Annotated in this window: 20 protein-coding genes, 1 tRNA gene, 1 pseudogene and 1 riboswitch; of the genes and pseudogenes, 16 read left to right on the plus strand and 6 right to left on the minus strand. The window is 68.1% G+C overall.

What is annotated here, in order from left to right; genetic code table 11:
* The 4 genes from N878_RS22140 to N878_RS22155 all read left to right on the plus strand — a co-directional run.
* Nucleotides 1–616: MFS transporter (locus N878_RS22140; protein ID WP_021445706.1), on the plus strand; the 616-nt coding region annotated here is incomplete at its 5' end.
* Nucleotides 617–728: 112 nt separating this feature from the next.
* Nucleotides 729–1,334 carry an outer membrane beta-barrel protein gene (locus N878_RS22145; RefSeq protein ID WP_021445707.1) on the plus strand — a complete coding sequence of 202 codons (606 nt, stop codon included), beginning with the start codon at nucleotides 729–731 and terminating at the stop codon, nucleotides 1,332–1,334.
* A 63-nt stretch (nucleotides 1,335–1,397) separates the two neighbouring features.
* Nucleotides 1,398–2,075 carry a response regulator gene (locus N878_RS22150; RefSeq protein ID WP_021445708.1) on the plus strand — a complete coding sequence of 226 codons (678 nt, stop codon included), beginning with the start codon at nucleotides 1,398–1,400 and terminating at the stop codon, nucleotides 2,073–2,075.
* Nucleotides 2,072–3,454 (plus strand): ATP-binding protein, encoded by a 1,383-nt coding sequence (locus N878_RS22155; RefSeq protein ID WP_021445709.1) that lies wholly within the window; start codon nucleotides 2,072–2,074, stop codon nucleotides 3,452–3,454. The genes N878_RS22150 and N878_RS22155 overlap by 4 nt, the downstream gene beginning before the upstream one ends.
* A gap of 79 nt (nucleotides 3,455–3,533) precedes the next feature.
* Here the strand turns inward: N878_RS22155 and N878_RS22160 are convergent, their stop codons facing one another.
* The 3 genes from N878_RS22160 to N878_RS22170 form a co-directional block, all read right to left on the minus strand.
* On the minus strand, nucleotides 3,534–3,809 hold the full coding sequence (locus N878_RS22160) for a Rho-binding antiterminator (RefSeq protein WP_021445710.1): 276 nt from the start codon (nucleotides 3,807–3,809) through the stop codon (nucleotides 3,534–3,536).
* A gap of 105 nt (nucleotides 3,810–3,914) precedes the next feature.
* On the minus strand, nucleotides 3,915–5,186 hold the full coding sequence (locus N878_RS22165) for an OprD family porin (RefSeq protein ID WP_021445711.1): 1,272 nt from the start codon (nucleotides 5,184–5,186) through the stop codon (nucleotides 3,915–3,917).
* A gap of 142 nt (nucleotides 5,187–5,328) precedes the next feature.
* Nucleotides 5,329–6,339, minus strand: coding sequence for an MBL fold metallo-hydrolase (locus tag N878_RS22170; protein WP_021445712.1), 1,011 nt, complete (start codon nucleotides 6,337–6,339; stop codon nucleotides 5,329–5,331).
* 132 nt (nucleotides 6,340–6,471) lie between these two features.
* On the opposite strand from N878_RS22170, the gene N878_RS22175 reads away from it, so the two are divergent.
* From N878_RS22175 to N878_RS22185, 3 genes are all read left to right on the plus strand, one after another.
* Nucleotides 6,472–7,029 (plus strand): TetR/AcrR family transcriptional regulator, encoded by a 558-nt coding sequence (locus tag N878_RS22175; protein WP_021445713.1) that lies wholly within the window; start codon nucleotides 6,472–6,474, stop codon nucleotides 7,027–7,029.
* An 84-nt stretch (nucleotides 7,030–7,113) separates the two neighbouring features.
* On the plus strand, nucleotides 7,114–8,250 hold the full coding sequence (locus N878_RS22180; RefSeq protein ID WP_021445714.1) for a DUF5610 domain-containing protein: 1,137 nt from the start codon (nucleotides 7,114–7,116) through the stop codon (nucleotides 8,248–8,250).
* Nucleotides 8,251–8,298: 48 nt separating this feature from the next.
* On the plus strand, nucleotides 8,299–8,535 hold the full coding sequence (locus tag N878_RS22185) for a glutaredoxin family protein (RefSeq protein ID WP_021445715.1): 237 nt from the start codon (nucleotides 8,299–8,301) through the stop codon (nucleotides 8,533–8,535).
* A 74-nt stretch (nucleotides 8,536–8,609) separates the two neighbouring features.
* Here the strand turns inward: N878_RS22185 and N878_RS22190 are convergent.
* The 3 genes from N878_RS22190 to mobA form a co-directional block, all read right to left on the minus strand.
* Nucleotides 8,610–8,686: transfer RNA gene (locus N878_RS22190), tRNA-Pro, on the minus strand.
* A 131-nt stretch (nucleotides 8,687–8,817) separates the two neighbouring features.
* Nucleotides 8,818–9,039 (minus strand): YgdI/YgdR family lipoprotein, encoded by a 222-nt coding sequence (locus N878_RS22195; protein WP_021445716.1) that lies wholly within the window; start codon nucleotides 9,037–9,039, stop codon nucleotides 8,818–8,820.
* An 86-nt stretch (nucleotides 9,040–9,125) separates the two neighbouring features.
* Nucleotides 9,126–9,713 (minus strand): molybdenum cofactor guanylyltransferase MobA, encoded by a 588-nt coding sequence (gene mobA, locus N878_RS22200; protein ID WP_021445717.1) that lies wholly within the window; start codon nucleotides 9,711–9,713, stop codon nucleotides 9,126–9,128.
* A gap of 67 nt (nucleotides 9,714–9,780) precedes the next feature.
* Between mobA and moaB the strand changes: the two genes are divergently transcribed.
* The 9 genes and pseudogenes from moaB to N878_RS22245 form a co-directional block, all read left to right on the plus strand.
* Complete coding sequence (gene moaB / locus N878_RS22205) at nucleotides 9,781–10,320, plus strand: molybdenum cofactor biosynthesis protein B (protein WP_021445718.1); 540 nt, start codon at nucleotides 9,781–9,783, stop codon at nucleotides 10,318–10,320.
* On the plus strand, nucleotides 10,317–11,531 hold the full coding sequence (gene glp, locus N878_RS22210) for a gephyrin-like molybdotransferase Glp (protein WP_021445719.1): 1,215 nt from the start codon (nucleotides 10,317–10,319) through the stop codon (nucleotides 11,529–11,531). Before moaB ends, glp begins: the two co-directional genes overlap by 4 nt.
* 3 nt (nucleotides 11,532–11,534) lie before the next feature.
* Nucleotides 11,535–12,314, plus strand: a complete 780-nt coding sequence (locus N878_RS22215; RefSeq protein WP_021445720.1) for an NAD-dependent deacylase — start codon at nucleotides 11,535–11,537, stop codon at nucleotides 12,312–12,314.
* Nucleotides 12,315–12,369: 55 nt separating this feature from the next.
* On the plus strand, nucleotides 12,370–12,978 hold the full coding sequence (locus N878_RS22220; RefSeq protein WP_021445721.1) for a C40 family peptidase: 609 nt from the start codon (nucleotides 12,370–12,372) through the stop codon (nucleotides 12,976–12,978).
* 86 nt (nucleotides 12,979–13,064) lie between these two features.
* Entirely contained in the window at nucleotides 13,065–13,583 is a 519-nt protein-coding gene (locus tag N878_RS22225) for a C40 family peptidase (protein WP_021445722.1), read from the plus strand.
* On the plus strand, nucleotides 13,580–14,239 hold the full coding sequence (locus tag N878_RS22230) for an O-methyltransferase (RefSeq protein ID WP_021445723.1): 660 nt from the start codon (nucleotides 13,580–13,582) through the stop codon (nucleotides 14,237–14,239). The genes N878_RS22225 and N878_RS22230 overlap by 4 nt, the downstream gene beginning before the upstream one ends.
* A gap of 6 nt (nucleotides 14,240–14,245) precedes the next feature.
* A complete protein-coding gene (locus N878_RS22235; protein ID WP_021445724.1) occupies nucleotides 14,246–14,566 on the plus strand; it encodes a hypothetical protein in 321 nt (106 codons plus the stop codon).
* Between the two features lie 39 nt (nucleotides 14,567–14,605).
* Nucleotides 14,606–14,811: riboswitch (cobalamin riboswitch) on the plus strand.
* A 172-nt stretch (nucleotides 14,812–14,983) separates the two neighbouring features.
* Complete coding sequence (cobO, locus tag N878_RS22240) at nucleotides 14,984–15,637, plus strand: cob(I)yrinic acid a,c-diamide adenosyltransferase (RefSeq protein ID WP_021445725.1); 654 nt, start codon at nucleotides 14,984–14,986, stop codon at nucleotides 15,635–15,637.
* Nucleotides 15,634–16,258, plus strand: a pseudogene (locus N878_RS22245) (cobyrinate a,c-diamide synthase); the annotation flags it as partial. The gene cobO and the pseudogene N878_RS22245, both read left to right, overlap by 4 nt.

Consider the following 16,258-nt stretch of genomic DNA (forward strand, 5'->3'; position numbering starts at 1 on the left):
TCTCTGGCTGCTGCCGCCGTCGCGGCATTTCCGCGCCCAGCCGCTGTCGCTGCGCGGGCTGCTCGGCAACTTCGCCCTGCACCTGGGCAACCCGCGACTGCGCCTGCTGTTCGCCCTGGCCTTCCTGCTGATGGGCGGCTTCGTCGCCCTGTTCAACTACGTCGGCTTTCGCCTGGCCGCGGCGCCGTTCAACCTCTCGGCCACGGTGATCGGCCTGCTGTTCACCGTCTACCTGCTGGGCATCTTCAGCGCCGGCTGGTCCGGCCGGCTGGTGCCGCGTTTCGGCGCGCGCCGGGTGCTGCTCGGCGGCATCGCGCTGATGCTGCTCGGTGTGGCCCTCTGCGCGACGCCCTGGCTGAGCGCCGCGGTGGCCGGCCTGGCGCTGTTCACCCTGGGCTTCTTCGCCGCCCATGCGGTGGCCAGCGGCCAGGTCGGCGCCCACGCCCAGGGCGCCAAGGCGCAGGCCTCGGCGCTGTACCTGTGCGCCTACTATCTGGGTTCCAGCCTGGTCGGCTACGGCGGCGGCTACGTCTGGGAACACGCCGGCTGGCTGGCGCTGCTGGCCGTGCTGGCGACCCTGTTCCTGCTCGCCGCGGCCCTGGTGCGGCGGTTGTAGACGCTCTGTGAGTCGTTCAGGCGAGGTTCAAGGAGGGTTCAGTAGGGGTTCAGTGGCCCTCGGGCAGACTGCTTGTCGAGTCAGTCAACAACCGATCCGCGAGGCAATCCCGATGAAACCCACCCTGAACCGCATCGCCCTGGCCACTCTGCTTTCCTGCGCCGCCGTCGGCGCCCAGGCCGCCGACAGCTTCGTCGGCCTGACCTGGGGCCAGACCAGCAACAACATCCAGAAATCCAGCGCGCTGAACGCCAACCTCAACGATCCCAAACTCGACAAGGCGATCCACGACAGCGGCACCTGGGGCGTGCGCGCCGGCCAGCAGACGGCCGACAGCCGCTACTACGCCACCTACGAAAACGTCTCCGACAGTCACAACGGCTACAAGCTGCGCCAGCAGAACCTGCTCGGCAGCTACGACCTGTTCGTCCCGCTGGGCGACAACAATACCAAGCTGTTCGGCGGCGTCAGCGCCGGCCTGGTCAAGCTGGAGCAGGAGAGCCGCGGTTTCTCGCGCGACAGCGACATCGGCTACGCCGCGGGCCTGCAGGCCGGTATCCTGCAGGAACTCAACCGCAATACCTCGATCGAAGCGGGTTATCGTTACCTGCGCAGCAACGCCAGCACCGAAATGGCGCCGCACGGCGCGGCCAAGGCCGGCTCGCTGGACCTGCACAGCAGCTCGCAGGTCTACCTCGGCGCCAACTATGCCTTCTGAGGTTCACGCCATTAACCGCGGCCGGGCCTCTTGCCCGGCCTGCCAACCAATAGGGGATGCGTCATGAAATTGTTGGTGGTGGAAGACGAAGCGCTGCTGCGCCACCATCTGTTCACCCGTCTCAGCGAGCAGGGCCACGTCGTCGACGCCGTGCGCACCGCCGAGGAGGCGCTGTACCGGGCCGAGTCCTACAACCACGACCTGGCCCTGGTCGACCTCGGCCTGCCCGGCATGAGCGGCATCGACCTGATCCGCCAGCTGCGCAGCCAGGACAAGAACTTCCCGATCCTGATTCTCACCGCCCGCGGCAACTGGCAGGACAAGGTCGAAGGGCTGTCCTGCGGCGCCGACGACTACGTGGTCAAGCCGTTCCAGTTCGAGGAACTGGAGGCGCGCCTGAACGCCCTGCTGCGGCGCTCCTCGGGCTTCACCAAATCGACCATCGAGGCCGGCGGCCTGGTGCTCGACCTGAACCGCAAGCAGGCCTCGGTGGACGAGCAGCCGTTGCAGCTGACCGCCTACGAGTACCGCATCCTCGAATACCTGATGCGCCATCACCAGCAGGTGGTGGCCAAGGAACGGCTGATGGAGCAGCTCTACCCGGGCGACGAGGAGCGCGACCCCAACGTCATCGAAGTGCTGGTCGGACGCCTGCGCCGCAAGCTGGAGGCGGCCCTAGGCGGCAAGCCGATCGAGACCGTGCGCGGCCAAGGCTACCTGTTCAACGAGCGCTGCAAGTGAGCCGCAGCCGCGCCTACCTGCGCCGGCTGCGGGCGCGCCTGGGCTCGCTGCGCCTGCGCCTGATGCTGGGCACCGCCGTGCTGGCGGTGCTGTTCATGCTGGTGCTGCTGCCGGTGCTGCAGGGCGTGTTCAACATGGCCCTGGAGCAGACCGTGGAAAAGCGCCTGGCCTCCGACGCCGCCGCGCTGATCTCCGCCGCGCGCATCCACGACGGCCAGTTGCGCATGCCGGAGAAGATGCCGGACGAGGAGTTCGACAACCTCGACTCGCACCTGCTCGGCTTCATCTACGACCGCGACGGCCGGCTGCTGTGGCGCTCGCGCTCCTCCGAGGACGAGGCGATCCGCTACCAGCCGCGCTACGACGGCCGCGGCCACGAGTTCGCCCGCGTGCGCGACGAGCACGGCGAGGAATTCTTCCTCTACGACATCGAGGTCGACCTGCTGCGCGGCAACGCCGCCGCCTTCAGCATCGTCACCATGCAACCTACCAGCGAGTACCAGAAGCTGTTCGACGGCTTCGTCTGGCGCCTCAAACTGTGGCTGGGCATCGCCCTGCTGGCGCTGCTCGGCCTGCTCTGGTTCGGCCTGACCTGGGGCTTTCGCAGCCTGCGCGGCCTGAGCGACGAGCTGGACGGCGTCGAGGCCGGCACCCGCCAGCACCTGAGCGACCAGCACCCGCGCGAACTGCTGCGCCTGACCGGCTCGCTCAACCGCCTGCTGGACAGCGAGCGGCGCCAGCGCGAACGCTACCGCGACTCTCTGGAAGACCTGGCGCACAGCCTGAAAACCCCGCTCAGCGTGCTCCAGGGCCTCGGCGAAACCCTCGCCGGCCAGCCGGCCAACCGCGACCAGGCGCAACTGATGCAGGCGCAGATCGAACGCATGAGCCAGCAGATCGGCTACCAGCTGCAGCGCGCCAGCCTGCGCCGCAGCGGCCTGGTGCGCCACCGCGAGGCCGTATGGCCGCTGCTCGACGGCCTGTGCCTGTCGCTGGACAAGGTCTACCGCGACAAGCGCGTGCAGGTGGACGTGCAGGTGGCCGAACACAGCCAGATCAGCATGGAGCGCGGCGCGCTGATGGAACTGCTCGGCAACCTGCTGGAAAACGCCTACCGCCTGTGCCTGCACCGCGTGCGCGTGAGCCTGGAGGAACTGCCCGACGGCTGCCGCCTGACCATCGAGGACGACGGCCCTGGCGTGCCCGCCGACCAGCGCGCCCGCGTGCTGCGACGCGGCGAACGGCTGGACGCGCAAAACCCGGGGCAGGGCATCGGCCTGGCGGTGGTGCAGGACATCATCGACAGCTACGACGGCGAACTGAGCCTGGAGGATTCGCCGCTGGGCGGGGCCTGCTTCAGGGTGCGTTTATATGACTGAGGCAGATCCAGAGCGCCGCCGTACGCAGCAGCTGCCAAGAATGGTGGGTGCCTATGGCGCACCTCTCGGCTTGCCCTGCTTAACAGCGTTCTCCGCCCAATAGCACCCGGCCGAAGCTCGCCCCGTCGTCCTGCGGGGTGATCGCCAGCAGGCGATCCAGGCGCAGGCGCCGCTCGCCATCGGCGCAGCGCAGGAGCAGAAATTCCTCCTTGCTCGCCGTGGTCTCGGTGGTCAGCGCCTGGCCTTGCTGGCGCGTGCCGTCGAGCAGTTCGATCTCCAGGCGGTAGCGGTGCAGGCAGGCGATTTCCAGGTAGTCGTACAGGTCGCAGGCCAGGGGTTGGTAGTCGCTGTCCATCGAATCGTCCTCCGCGTCGATCTGAGCCTAGCCGAACGCCCAGACCAGCAAAAGCGCCGCGACTCCGTAAGCAGAGTGGCAGCGCTTGGGGGCTCGCAGGCGGCCTTACATCAGCGGGATGGTGTAGCTGACGATCAGGCGGTTTTCGTCGAGCTCGCCCAGGGCATCGGAACGCAGGGTGGCGTTGCGCCACTTGAAGCCTAGGTTCTTGAAGGTGCCTTCCTGGACGACATAGGTGATGTCCATGTTGCGCTCCCACTCTTTACCGTCCGAGATGCCGGGGCCGCGGTCGATATTGTCGCCGTTGAGGTAACGGGTCATGAAGCTCAGACCCGGCAGGCCGAAGGCGGAAAAGTTGTAGTCGTAGCGCACTTGCCAGGATTTTTCGTCCTTGTTGGCGAAGTCGCCGATCTGCACATAGTTGACCAGGAAAGGATCGGTGCCGTTGATGTAGGCGTAGCCGGTGTCGCCGCTCATGCTCTGGTAGCCCAGGCCGAACGCATGGCTACCCAGGGCGTAGGTGAACATGGCGCCAAAGGACTTGTTGTCGATATTGCTGTGGCCGTCGTCGGTGGTGCGTGCATAGCGCACGTCCGATTTCAGCGATTGCTTGTCGGCAATCGGCAGGACATGGACCAGGTTGAAGATGTGCTGCTTGTACAGGTCTTCCAGCTCGCCGTAGTGGTAGCTGGCGGTCAGGTCTTTGGTCAGTTGATAGGACAGACCAGCGAAGTTGAAGTCATCGCCGACGTTACCCTTGCCGTTGAACGTGAAGCCGCGAATGCCGCCACCTGCGTTGACGCTGAGGTCTTCGAAGTTGGTGGAGTCGCGCTGGTTCTGTTCCTTCAACTGGCCGGCATGCAGGGTCAGGCCGTCGATTTCGTTGGAGGTCAGATGGCCGCCAAGAAAGGTCTGCGGCAGCAGGCGCGCGTCGTTGGAAGAGACGCTGGGTAGCTTCGGCATCATGCCGCCGACCTTGGCGACGGTCTTGGATATCTTGACCTTGGCTGCGCCGGTGGCCTCGGAATACTCGCCCGGGCCCTCGTCGCCGAAGGCATTGGGCAGCAGGTTGGTGCCGGCGCGCTCGTCCGAGGAGTCGAGCTTCACGCCCAGAGCGGCATAGGCGTCGAGGCCGAAGCCCACAGTGCCCTCGGTAAAGCCGGATTCGGCCTTGAAGATAAAGCCCTGGGCCCATTCTTCGCGTTTGGACTGCTGCGCCGAGGTGGTATGGCGCAGGTCGCGGTTCATATAGAAGTTGCGCAGCTCCAGGGTGGCCTTGCTGTCGCCGATGAAGTCGGCCTGAGCCATGCCTGGCAGGGTGAGGCTGGCGCCCAGCGTGGCGAGGGCCACGGCGCGGGCGAGGGGAGTCTTACTCATTATTGTTGTCTCCTCGTTCTTATAGTTGGGTCGGCCACGATGTGACCGGCCAGTTACGGCGTTGTGAAATAAAGCATTTCAGTGGCGAGTCGACTGTAAGACTTTAGTCTGGACGGACGAGCGGTAGCTGGCGCCTGGCCGTCTATTGCAGCCACTGCGGGTAGACCGGCAGCGCCTGCTGGGCGAGCGAATCGTGCGCTGGCAGCACCTTTAGCTCGGGCTGTTGCTGCATCAGCCGGTGCACCTGCTGCAGGACGTCGGTGGTGGCGACGCGGTCGTGATCGACCAGTCGGCGGCTGATCCAGAACTTCTCCCGCGGTCCGGTGAAGCCCTCCAGGCGCCAGCTGGCGTCGCCGGTGAAGAACAGGCGGCGACCGTCCTCGAGGGTGACGAACAGGCCGACCGAGCCGGGGGTGTGGCCACGCAGCGGCACCAGCACCAGGGCGCCGTCGCCGAACAGATCGAGGCTCTCGGCGAAGCCGAGAAATGGCTGCGGCGCGAAGTCGTACGGCACCCAGCGAACGCCGTGCTCGAACTGGCTGGGCAGGATCGCCGGCGGCGCAGCGATGCGGCTGAACTCGATTTCCGCGTAGGGCGCCCAGACCGGCACTTCGGGGAAGTCGGCCAGGCCCGAGGCATGATCCCAGTGAGCGTGGGACAGCAGGATGCGATCGACGCGGATGCCGTCGCGCTGCAGTTGGTCGCGCACCGGCCGCACCGCGCCGTACTGCATCAGCTGCCGGCTGTGCCAGGGCATCTCGGCGAACTGGCGGTCCACCTGGCGGCCGAGGCCGGTGTCGAACAGCAGGGTGGCGGCATGGTGCTCGATCAGCACCGCCACATGGTTGGCGGTGGCGCTCTGCGTCCACTTGCCGCCGGCCACGGTGAAGGCGTCCAGGGTCGTGGTCGCGGAGGTCCTGACCAGGCTCAGGCGCAGCTCGGCCTGGGCGCCGAACGCGAGGCCGGCCAGCAGCAGGGCGAAGGCGTAGCGGTAGCGGCAGCGGCGCACAGGTTCGCTGTCCCTGGGGGAGGGAAGGGACTGATCATGCCGCCGTCCAGGGGTAGCGCGGCGCAGCAGCGCGCGGCCGATCAGGCTGGCGAGCGAGCGCGCCTGGTAGCCGTTGGCGGACAGGTTGAGTTCGAACCGCGTCATGGCGAATGCTCCAGGGCTGGGGTAAATGGATGTTAGACAGACAGGTCTGTATATTTCAAGCGACGATTTTCTCCCCGCCGCGGTCGACCTTTGCCGCACCTTGCGCATAATGGCCACCTCTGGAGGTTGCACATGGCTTCGAACAAACGCGAACAGCTGCTCGCCACCGCGCTGCAGCTGTTCTATCGCGAGGGTTACCACGGCACCGGCATCGACCGCATCCTGGCCGAATCCGGGGTGGCGAAGATGACCCTGTACAAGCACTTCAAGTCCAAGGACGAGCTGATTCTCGCGGCCCTGCAGCTGCAGCACGAGCAGCTCGGTGCGCGCATGCAGGCGGCCCTAGCCGGTCTGGCGCCGCGCGAGGCGATCCTGGCGACGTTCGACGGGCTGCAGCAACTGCTCGGCGAGGCGGATTTCTGCGGCTGCCTGTTCCTCCATGCCACGGCGGAGTTTCACGACCGCGCGCACCCCATCCACCGCCAGGCGGCGGCGCACAAGCGCGCCTTGCTCGAGCACTTCCGTCGGGCGCTGCAGGCTCTGGGGGCGACGGATACCGATGCGCTCGCCGCGCAGCTGCAGTTTCTCTTCGAGGGGGCGTTGAGCATGGCCCATGTCTACGGACCGGGCGATCAGGCGCGTCAGGCGCGGGCGGCGGCCGTGCGTCTGCTGCAGGCGGCGGGGCATTGACTGGCAGACCGTTGGTCGTGTGCGGCTAAAGCTTGCGCGGCGGCGGCCGTTAACCCGGCAGATGTCCTGCCCCGGTACCTTGCCATGAACAGCCTGGCCTCGCTCAACCCCTCCGCCTCGCGCGCCGCCCAAGCCGCTCAATCGCCGTCGCCGCGCAGCAATGCGGCCGATGCGCAGTCCGTTCTGGCCAACCGCTTGGCCGACAAGCTCGGTTTGCAGCCCGGCGCGCTGAGTGGCAAACAGGACGATTTCACTCCCGAGAAGGTCGCCGGGCGCATCCTCGGCTTTATCGAACAGCGCCTGCAGAGCGAGGCTGCGGCGGGTGCCGATCCGGCCAAGCTGGAGAAACTCCTCGGCCAGGCACGCGAAGGCGTGGAGAAGGGCTTCGCCGAAGCGCGCAAGATTCTCGACGGCATGGGCGTGCTGGCCGGCAAGGTGGCCGGCGATATCGACGATACCTATCAGCGCATCCAGGACGGCCTCGGCGATCTCGACCGGCGCTTCGGCGCTGCCGCACCGGCGTCGGGCTCGCTCGCCCTGGCCGGCTACAGCGAGCGCTTCAGCGCCCTGGCGGAAACCTTCGACCTGTCGGTGACCACCCGCGACGGCGACCGCCTGCGCATCTCCGTGGCGCAGGCTTCGGCCAGCTGGTCGCAGAGCAGCTTCGCCGCCGCCAGCAACGGCAGCGGCACGGCCGTGACGGCCAGCAGCCAGTCCGGCAGCCTACGGATCGGCGGCTGGCAGGTCAGCGTCGAAGGCGAGCTGGATGCCGACGAGGTCAAGGCGCTGGAGAAGCTCTTCAGTCAGGTGCAGGAGCTGTCCAACCAGTTCTACGCCGGCGACCTGGCCGGTGCCTTCGACCGCGCCATGGCCCTGGAAATGGACGGTGAGCAATTGGCCTCGATGTCCCTGCGCCTGACCCAGACCAGCGTGCGCCAGGCCACCGATGCCTATGGCGCCGTGGCCGGGCAGGGCGCCAGCGCGGTCAATGGCGACCTGCAGAACTACGCCCAGGGCTTGCTCGAGGCGCTGCGCAGCGCCGAAGGCCTGGCGCAGGACGCCGGCGGCCTGCTCAAGGACCTGCTCAAGGGCGGCTTCTCGCTCGACGAGCGTTTCGACTTGCCGCGCCTGGAGAAGGCCGGCAGCCTCAACCGCAGCCTGCTCGACGGCCTGCAGGCGCTGCTCGCCGGTCAGCTCGGCGAGGGCGCGGCCGCGAGCTGATTCGCGGCGGTGCTAAACTGCGCACCTTGCCGACAGTGAGGTGCGCACATGACGCCGGAATGCCAACTCTTCGGAACCCTGGGCTGCCACCTGTGCGAGGTGGCCGAGGCGCTGCTCATGCCGTTCGTCGAGAACGGCCTGCTGGTGGAGCTGATCGATATCGCCGAGCACGAGGGCATGGTGGAGCAGTACGGCCTGCGTATCCCGGTGCTGCGTCGTTGCGACACCGGCGCCGAACTGAACTGGCCGTTCGACGGCGAGCAGGTGGTGGCCTTTCTTCGCTGAGGCGTTGGCCGGCGCCAGGCGGGATGGTAATCGCAGGCATAAAAAAACCCGCCGGTTAAGGCGGGTTTTTGATTTGGTCGGAGAGACAGGATTCGAACCTGCGACCTTCTCGTCCCGAACGAGACGCGCTACCAAGCTGCGCTACACTCCGAATGAGCCGTATTCTACCGAAAAACTTTTACCGCACAAGGGGTTAGCCCGAAAAAAATTTAGCGCAGCGGCCGTTTTCGTGCCAACCCCACAGCCTGCCTGGGCCTCGCAGGGGAGGCCCGGGGCGTCGATTCAGAGTTCCTTGACGGTCTGCACCTGGTCCTTGTTGACGGTGGCGCGCTTGCCGTCGAGTTGCTCGAACTCGTAGAAGCCGGAGTCCTCGTCGAACTTGGGCTTGTCCACGGTCTGGATCTCGCGGCCGTCGTTCAGGGTGATCACCGACGGCGAGGCGCAGCCGGCCAGTGCGGCGAAACCGAGGGCGATAAGCAGGGCGGGGATGATCCGTTGAGTCATGGTCTGTCTCCTTGGGTGATACAACCTATGTACCCAGGCTCAGACGCAGTAGCGGCGTGCGAGTTCCACCGAGTTTTCCCGGCGCCTCAGTCGGGTCGGGCGGCGGCGAGGAGTTCCGGCGTATTCAGATTGGCCAGGCGCGCATCGTCGAGGGGGCAGTCCAGCGGCGTCGGTGCGAGGCTGTCGAGCCAGCGCTGCGGGCTGCGCTGGCCGGTCTGCCAGGCGCGTTCCAGATCGTCCCTCAACGCGGTCGGCAGCAGGCAGAACAACGGCTGCCAGTACTGCCCCTGGCGCACCACCGCCGGTTTGCTACCGGCGCGTTCGAGCAAGGCGTCGAGCAGCGGGCGATCCACCAGCGGCGCGTCGCAGGGCAGTACCAGCAGCTGGCTGTGGCGCGCCGCCGCCAGGCCCGCGCGAATGCCGGCCAGCGGTCCCTGGAAGTCGCTGTCCTGGTCGCTCACCAGGCGGTCGGCATAGGGCGCGTAGCGCTCGGCGTTGCGGTTGCAGGAAATGATCAGGTCGTCGCTCAAGGGGCGTACCAGCTCGTGCAGCCAGGCGATCAGCGGCTGCCCGCGCCACTCCAGCAGGCCCTTGTCGCGACCGCCCATGCGTTGGCCGCGGCCGCCGGCAAGCAGCAGTACGGAGCAGGGTGGTGGGGCGTTCGAGGCGGGCATGCTGGCGTCTCCGGTGGCGGGTGGTGTGATATAACTCTGGCCATTCTCTCGCAATTGGAAGCCTGCCATGAACCATAAGGCCGAGGCGCTGTTCGTGCCGCTGCAGATCGCCGTGCTCACCGTCAGCGACACCCGCACCCTGGAAACCGATACCTCGGGACAACTGTTCGTCGATCGCCTGCAGGCGGCCGGTCACCAGTTGGCCGCGCGCGTCCTGCTCAAGGACGATCTCTACAAGATCCGCGCCCAGGTCGCCGGCTGGATTGCCGACGACGGCGTGCAGGTGGTGCTGATCACCGGCGGCACCGGTTTCACCGGGCGCGACAGCACGCCGGAGGCGGTCGCCTGCCTGCTGGACAAGCAGGTGGACGGCTTCGGCGAGCTGTTCCGGCAGATCTCGGTGGCCGACATCGGCACCTCCACCATCCAGTCGCGCGCCCTGGCCGGCCTGGCCAACGGTACCCTGGTGTGCTGCCTGCCGGGTTCGACCAACGCCTGCCGCACCGCCTGGGACGGCATCCTCGGCGAGCAGCTGGATGCCCGGCATCGTCCCTGCAATTTCGTCCCCCATCTGAAACAGGTGGCCGCCTGCGAGAGCCGCGGATGAGCGGTTGCGAGCAACCCGGCCTGTTGCCCATGGAGGCGGCGCTGGCACGCCTGCTGGCGCTGGCCGAGGCCGCACCCATCGCGCAGCAGGAAACCGTCGCGTTGGCCGATGCCGATGGCCGGGTGCTGGCCGAGCCGCTGCTCGCTGCACTCGACCTGCCGCCTTGGGACAACAGCGCCATGGACGGTTACGCCCTGCGCCTGGCCGACTGGCAAGGCGAGGCGCTGCCGGTCAGTCAGCGCATCCAGGCCGGCACGGCGCCCTTGCCGCTGCAGTCGGGTAGCTGCGCGCGCATCTTCACCGGTGCGCCGCTGCCGGCTGGCGCCGACAGCGTGGAAATGCAGGAGAACGTGGAGCTGGATGACGCCGGGCGGGTGCGCTTTCGGCAGCCGCTCAGGCTTGGCCAGAACGTCCGCGCCCGCGGCCAGGAAACCCGTGTCGGCGACTGCGTGCTGCCGGCCGGCACGCGCCTGGGGCCGATCGAGCTGGGCCTGGCCGCCTCTCTCGGTGCGGCCGAACTGCGCGTGCGGCGGCGGCCGCGGGTCGCCGTGCTGTCGACCGGCGACGAGTTGGTCGAGCCCGGTCAGGCGCTCGGTCCGGGGCAGATCTACAACAGCAACCGGCGCCTGCTCAGCGCCTGGCTGCAGCGCCTGGGCTGCGCCGTGGTCGACGCCGGCATCCTGCCGGACGACCTGGAGCTGACGCGCGAGGCCCTCGGAAGGCTCGGCGACGTCGACCTGATCCTGTCCACCGGCGGGGTCTCGGTGGGCGAGGCGGATTATCTCGGCCTGGCCCTGCGCGAGGCCGGCGAGCTGGCGCTGTGGAAGCTGGCGATCAAGCCGGGCAAGCCGTTGACCTTCGGTCATTACCAGGGCGTGCCGGTGATCGGCCTGCCGGGCAATCCGGCCTCGACCCTGGTCACCTTCGGTCTGCTGGCGCGCCCCTACCTGCTGCGGCGTCTCGGCGTGCAGCGCATCGAGCCGCTGGGCTTCGTCGTGCCGGCCGGATTCGCCTGGCACAAGCCGGGCATACGCCGCGAATACCTGCGCGCGCGCCTGGAACAAGGTCGCGCGGTGCCTTACGCCAACCAGAGTTCCGGCGTGCTGCGCAGCGCCGCCTGGGCCGAAGGGCTGGCCGAGGTTCTGGAGGGGACGACGCTGGAGGAGGGCGACAGCCTGCGGTTCATTCCTCTCAGCGAGATCCTGGGCTAAGGCATGGACGAGGCGCTGCGGCGAGTCGCGCGGGCCATCGAGCAGGCCGAGCGCATTCTGGTCATTACCGGGGCGGGGTTGTCGGCCGACTCCGGGCTGCCCACCTACCGCGGCCTCGGCGGCCTGTACAACGGCCATACCGCCGAAGGCCTGCCGATCGAGGCGGCGCTGTCCGGGCCGATGCTGCGCCGCGACCCGGCACTGTGCTGGAAATACCTGGCCGAGCTGGGCAAGGCCTGCCTCGGCGCAGCGCCGAATGCCGGCCACCTGGCCATCGCCGAGCTGCAACGGCGCAAGCCCGGTTGCTGGGTGTTGACGCAGAACATCGACGGTTATCACCGCGCCGCCGGCAGCCCCGGCGAGCGTCTGATCGAGATCCACGGCGAGCTGGCGCCGCTGTACTGCCAGTCCTGCGGCGCCGAGGACAGCAAATTGGCCGAGCACCTGCAGCGGCCGTTGCCGCCGCGCTGTCGGCAGTGCGGCGGAGTGTTGCGCCCGCCCGTGGTGCTGTTCGAGGAAATGCTTCCGGAGGCGGCCGTCGACAGCCTCTACGGCGAGCTGCGCAAGGGCTTTGCCGTGGTGCTCAGCGTCGGCACCAGCGCCAGTTTCCCCTACATAGTCGAGCCGGTGCTGCGTACCCGCCAGGCCGGCGGCCTGAGCGTGGAGATCAACCCCACGCTGACCGACCTCAGCGACGTGGTGGATGTACGGCTGGCTGGGCGGGCCTTAGATGTTTTGCCGGAACTACTGGGTCACATTTCGAGCGATAGAATTTGCAAATAGACGGCATAGAGGGCATAGTCGCGCACTTGTAAATTCAACCGACACGGTCGTGCCCATGCCCAAACGCTTCGCACCCCTCGTGCCTTTTGCACTCATCGCCTTTCTCGCCGCCTGCGCCGGCCATGCGCCGCAGCCGCAGCTCGACGAACCCGCGGTCAAGCCCATCGCTCAGCAGGTCGAACCTGCCGAGGACGAGATGGCCGCGCTGATCGACGACCAACCCTACGAAATGCCGCAGCTGGCCGACAGCCTGCTCGATCTCGGGCGTTCGCTGGTCGGCACCCGCTATCGCTACGGCGGCAACTCGGTGCAGTCCGGCTTCGACTGCAGCGGCTTCGTCGGCTACCTGTTCCGCAAGGAAGTCGGCCTGGAACTGCCGCGCTCGACCCGCGAGCTGATCAACCTGGATGCGCCCAAGGTGGCCCGCGCCGACCTGGAGCCGGGCGATCTGATCCTGTTCAACGACCGCGGTCGCGGCCGCGTCAGCCACGCCGGCATCTACCTCGGCGACGACCAGTTCATCCATTCCAGCAGCAGCCGCAGCGGCGGTGTGCGCATCGACAGCCTGGACGACAGCTACTGGAATCGCAGCTACCTGCAGGCCAAGCGCGTCCTCGCCCTGGCCCAGGTGGACGACGAGCAGGCCGCCAAGCGTCATCCCTGATGGCTTGCGGCGCGGCCCCGCAGGGTTGCGCCGTTCGTCCCGAGCCGGCAGAGTAGGGCGCATCCAGGCTCAGGATCGCCTCGCTCATGCCCGTCACGACCCGTGTTGCCCTGCTCGTTCTCGCCCTGCTGCTGAGTGCCTGCAGCAGTCGCGCTCCCACCCCCCAGCCCAGCTACACGCCAGCCACTGGCCAGTTCCAGGGCGGCGCCGATGACGTGCTGTTCCGCGCCCTCGGCCTGGTCGGCACGCCCTATCGCTACGGCGGCAATACCCCGGACGGCGGTTTCGACTGCAGCGGCCTGATCGGCTACGTCTACCGCGACGCCGCCGGCATCAGCCTGCCGCGTTCGACCCGCGAGCTGAGCGCCATGCGCAGCCCCAAGGTGCGCCGCGACGCCCTGCAGAGCGGCGACCTGGTGTTCTTCGCCACCAACGGCGGGCGCGGCGTCAGCCATGCCGGCATCTATGTCGGTGAGGGACGTTTCGTCCACGCGCCGTCTTCGGGCGGCACGGTGCGCCTGGACAGCCTGGACAACAGCTACTGGCAGCGCGCCTATCTGGACGCCAAGCGCGTGCTCGCCCCCGAACTGGCGCGCAATCCGTGACCCAGCGCAGCCTGCAGCTCGACGACGCGCTTTACCAGTACCTGCTGGACGTCTCCCTGCGCGAGTCGCCGTTGCTCGCCCGCCTGCGCGCGGAAACCGCGCAGCTGAGCGAGGCGCGCTGGCAGATTGCCCCGGAGCAGGGTCAGTTCATGGCCCTGCTGGTGCGCCTGGTCGGCGCGCGGCGGATCGTCGAGGTCGGCACCTTCACCGGCTACAGCGCCATCTGCCTGGCCGATGCCATGGGGCCGCAGGGTCAGCTGATCTGCTGCGACCTGCCTGGCGACTACAACGCCACCGCGCGCCGCTATTTCGCCGAGGCCGGTCTGGTCGAGCGTATCCAATGGCGTCTGGGCCCGGCGCTGGACAGCCTGGCGGCGCTGGAGCACGAAGGGCAGGGCGACTTCGACCTGATCTTCGTCGACGCCGACAAGGCCAACTACCCGACCTACCTGGAGCAGGCGCTGCGTCTGTTGCGCCAGGGCGGCCTGCTGCTGTTCGACAACACCCTGTGGAGCGGTCGGGTGTTGCAGCCGCAGCCGGACAGCGCCGACACCCGCGCCATTCAGGCGCTGAACCGGGCGCTCAAGGACGATGCGCGCGTCGAGCTGTCGCTGCTGCCGCTGGGCGACGGCCTGACCCTGTGCCGCAAGCGCTGAGCCGCCGTGGCCGACGCCATCCGCCTGCCGCCCCAGCCCGACGCCTGCGAACTGTGCGCGCGGTCGGTGGCGTTGACCCGTCACCACCTGATCCCCAAGGCCCTGCACGACAAGGCCTATGTGCAGAAGCGCTATCCCCGCCACGAACGCATCACTGCCACGCTCTGGGTCTGTCGCGCCTGCCATAACCAGATCCACCGGCTGTTCAGCGAGAAGGAGCTGGCACTGAGCTACAACAGCCGCGAAGCGTTGCTGGGCGACGAGCGCTTGCGCGGCTTCGTCGAGTGGCTGGCGCGCAAGCCGGCCGGCTTCGTCCCCCGCCACTGAGTCGCGCCGGCGTTGACGGGCGAGGCGGCCAGCCTCTACCCTGCGCGCCTTGCTTCAGGTGCCCGACGCCACGCGCGTACGAGGTGAAACAGGGAAGCCGGTACAGAATCCGGCGCTGCCCCCGCAACGGTAGGTGAGTCAAACGCCGCTCTATTGCCACTGTGCTTCGTGCATGGGAAGGCGCGGCGCTAGCCCGCGAGGCTCGCTCACAAGCCCGGAGACCGGCCTGCTGCAGTCCACGGCATCGCGGAGGGCGTTGTCTGGCGTGCGGGCTCGCCTTCCTGGTGGCCCGCGCGCGCCGTTCTCCGCCTGCCTTGTCCAGCCCAGTGTGTTCGGGAGTGCAACGATGCCGCCACGCCAGCTTGCCAGTCGTGCACGGCGGCCCGCGCCCGGATGCCCGCAGACCAGGAAACTTCGATGAGCGAATCGACCGAACGCGACAGCGAATCGCGCCAGCGCGACAGCGCATCAGCTGATCGCGACGCCCGGCACCAGGCGCGCATGGCGCGCAAGAAGGCGCTGATCGACGCGAAGATCGCCCAGGCCCAGGACCAGTACGGCCTGCTGCTGGTGCACAGCGGCAACGGCAAGGGCAAAAGCAGCAGCGCCTTCGGCATGGTCGCCCGCGCCCTCGGCCACGGGATCAAAGTCGGCGTGGTGCAATTCATCAAGGGCGCCGCCAGCACCGGCGAGGAGGCCTTCTTCCGCCGTTTTCCCGAGGAAGTCAGCTACCACGTGATGGGCGAGGGCTTCACCTGGGAGACCCAGGATCGCCAGCGCGATATCGCCAAGGCGGGCGAGGCCTGGGCCGTTGCGCAGCGCCTGCTGAACGACGAGGGCGTCGGCCTGGTGGTGCTGGACGAGCTGAATATCGCCCTCAAGCACGGCTATCTGCAGCTCGATGCGGTGCTTGCCGATATCCAGGCGCGGCCGCTCTCGCAGCACGTGGTGGTGACCGGGCGCGGCGCCTTGCCGGGGATGATCGAGGCGGCCGATACGGTGACCGAGATGGGCCTGGTCAAGCATGCCTTCAAGGCCGGGGTGAAGGCGCAGAAGGGGGTGGAGTTTTGACCTCGCGCCAGTGCCCGGCGCTGCTGATCGCCGCGCCAGCCTCGGGGCAGGGCAAGACCACCGTCACCGCCGCCCTGGCGCGCCTGCACAGCCGTCAGGGTCGGCGGGTGCGGGTGTTCAAGTGCGGCCCGGATTTCCTCGACCCGATGATCCTCGCCCGCGCCAGCGGCGCGCCGGTGTACCAGCTCGACCTGGCCATGGTCGGCGAGGCGGAGAGCCGCCGCCTGCTCTGGCAGGCGGCGGGCGAGGCCGAGCTGATCCTGATCGAGGGGGTGATGGGCCTGTTCGACGGCCAGCCCTCGGCGGCCGACCTGGCGCGGCAGTTCGGCGTGCCGGTGCTGGGGGTGATCGACGGTTCGGCCATGGCCCAGACCTTCGGCGCCCTGGCCCATGGCCTGGCGACCTTCCAGCCCGACCTGCCGTTCGCCGGCGTGCTCGGCAACCGGGTGGCCAGCGCCCGTCACGGCGAGATCCTGCGCGCTGCGCTGCCGCCGAGTATCCGCTGGTACGGCGCGCTGCCGCGCAATGCCGCGGTGGAGCTGCCTAGCCGCCACCTGGGACTGGTGCAGGCGCAGGAGCTGGCCGACCTGGATGCGCGCCTGGATGCCGCCGCCGATGCCC

The sequence above is a fragment of the Pseudomonas sp. EGD-AK9 genome (assembly GCF_000465935.2).
Classification (GTDB): Bacteria; Pseudomonadota; Gammaproteobacteria; order Pseudomonadales; family Pseudomonadaceae; genus Aquipseudomonas.

Bases quoted from the DNA above. Each gene is read 5' to 3' on its own strand.
- N878_RS22145 (WP_021445707.1), top strand. From the start codon at position 729: ATGAAACCCACCCTGAACCGCATCGCCCTGGCCACTCTGCTTTCCTGC.
- N878_RS22150 (WP_021445708.1), top strand. From the start codon at position 1,398: ATGAAATTGTTGGTGGTGGAAGACGAAGCGCTGCTGCGCCACCATCTG.
- N878_RS22160 (WP_021445710.1), bottom strand. From the start codon at position 3,809: ATGGACAGCGACTACCAACCCCTGGCCTGCGACCTGTACGACTACCTG.
- N878_RS22165 (WP_021445711.1), bottom strand. From the start codon at position 5,186: ATGAGTAAGACTCCCCTCGCCCGCGCCGTGGCCCTCGCCACGCTGGGC.
- N878_RS22170 (WP_021445712.1), bottom strand. From the start codon at position 6,339: ATGACGCGGTTCGAACTCAACCTGTCCGCCAACGGCTACCAGGCGCGC.
- N878_RS22175 (WP_021445713.1), top strand. From the start codon at position 6,472: ATGGCTTCGAACAAACGCGAACAGCTGCTCGCCACCGCGCTGCAGCTG.
- N878_RS22180 (WP_021445714.1), top strand. From the start codon at position 7,114: ATGAACAGCCTGGCCTCGCTCAACCCCTCCGCCTCGCGCGCCGCCCAA.
- N878_RS22185 (WP_021445715.1), top strand. From the start codon at position 8,299: ATGACGCCGGAATGCCAACTCTTCGGAACCCTGGGCTGCCACCTGTGC.
- N878_RS22195 (WP_021445716.1), bottom strand. From the start codon at position 9,039: ATGACTCAACGGATCATCCCCGCCCTGCTTATCGCCCTCGGTTTCGCC.
- mobA (WP_021445717.1), bottom strand. From the start codon at position 9,713: ATGCCCGCCTCGAACGCCCCACCACCCTGCTCCGTACTGCTGCTTGCC.
- moaB (WP_021445718.1), top strand. From the start codon at position 9,781: ATGAACCATAAGGCCGAGGCGCTGTTCGTGCCGCTGCAGATCGCCGTG.
- glp (WP_021445719.1), top strand. From the start codon at position 10,317: ATGAGCGGTTGCGAGCAACCCGGCCTGTTGCCCATGGAGGCGGCGCTG.
- N878_RS22215 (WP_021445720.1), top strand. From the start codon at position 11,535: ATGGACGAGGCGCTGCGGCGAGTCGCGCGGGCCATCGAGCAGGCCGAG.
- N878_RS22220 (WP_021445721.1), top strand. From the start codon at position 12,370: ATGCCCAAACGCTTCGCACCCCTCGTGCCTTTTGCACTCATCGCCTTT.
- N878_RS22225 (WP_021445722.1), top strand. From the start codon at position 13,065: ATGCCCGTCACGACCCGTGTTGCCCTGCTCGTTCTCGCCCTGCTGCTG.
- cobO (WP_021445725.1), top strand. From the start codon at position 14,984: ATGAGCGAATCGACCGAACGCGACAGCGAATCGCGCCAGCGCGACAGC.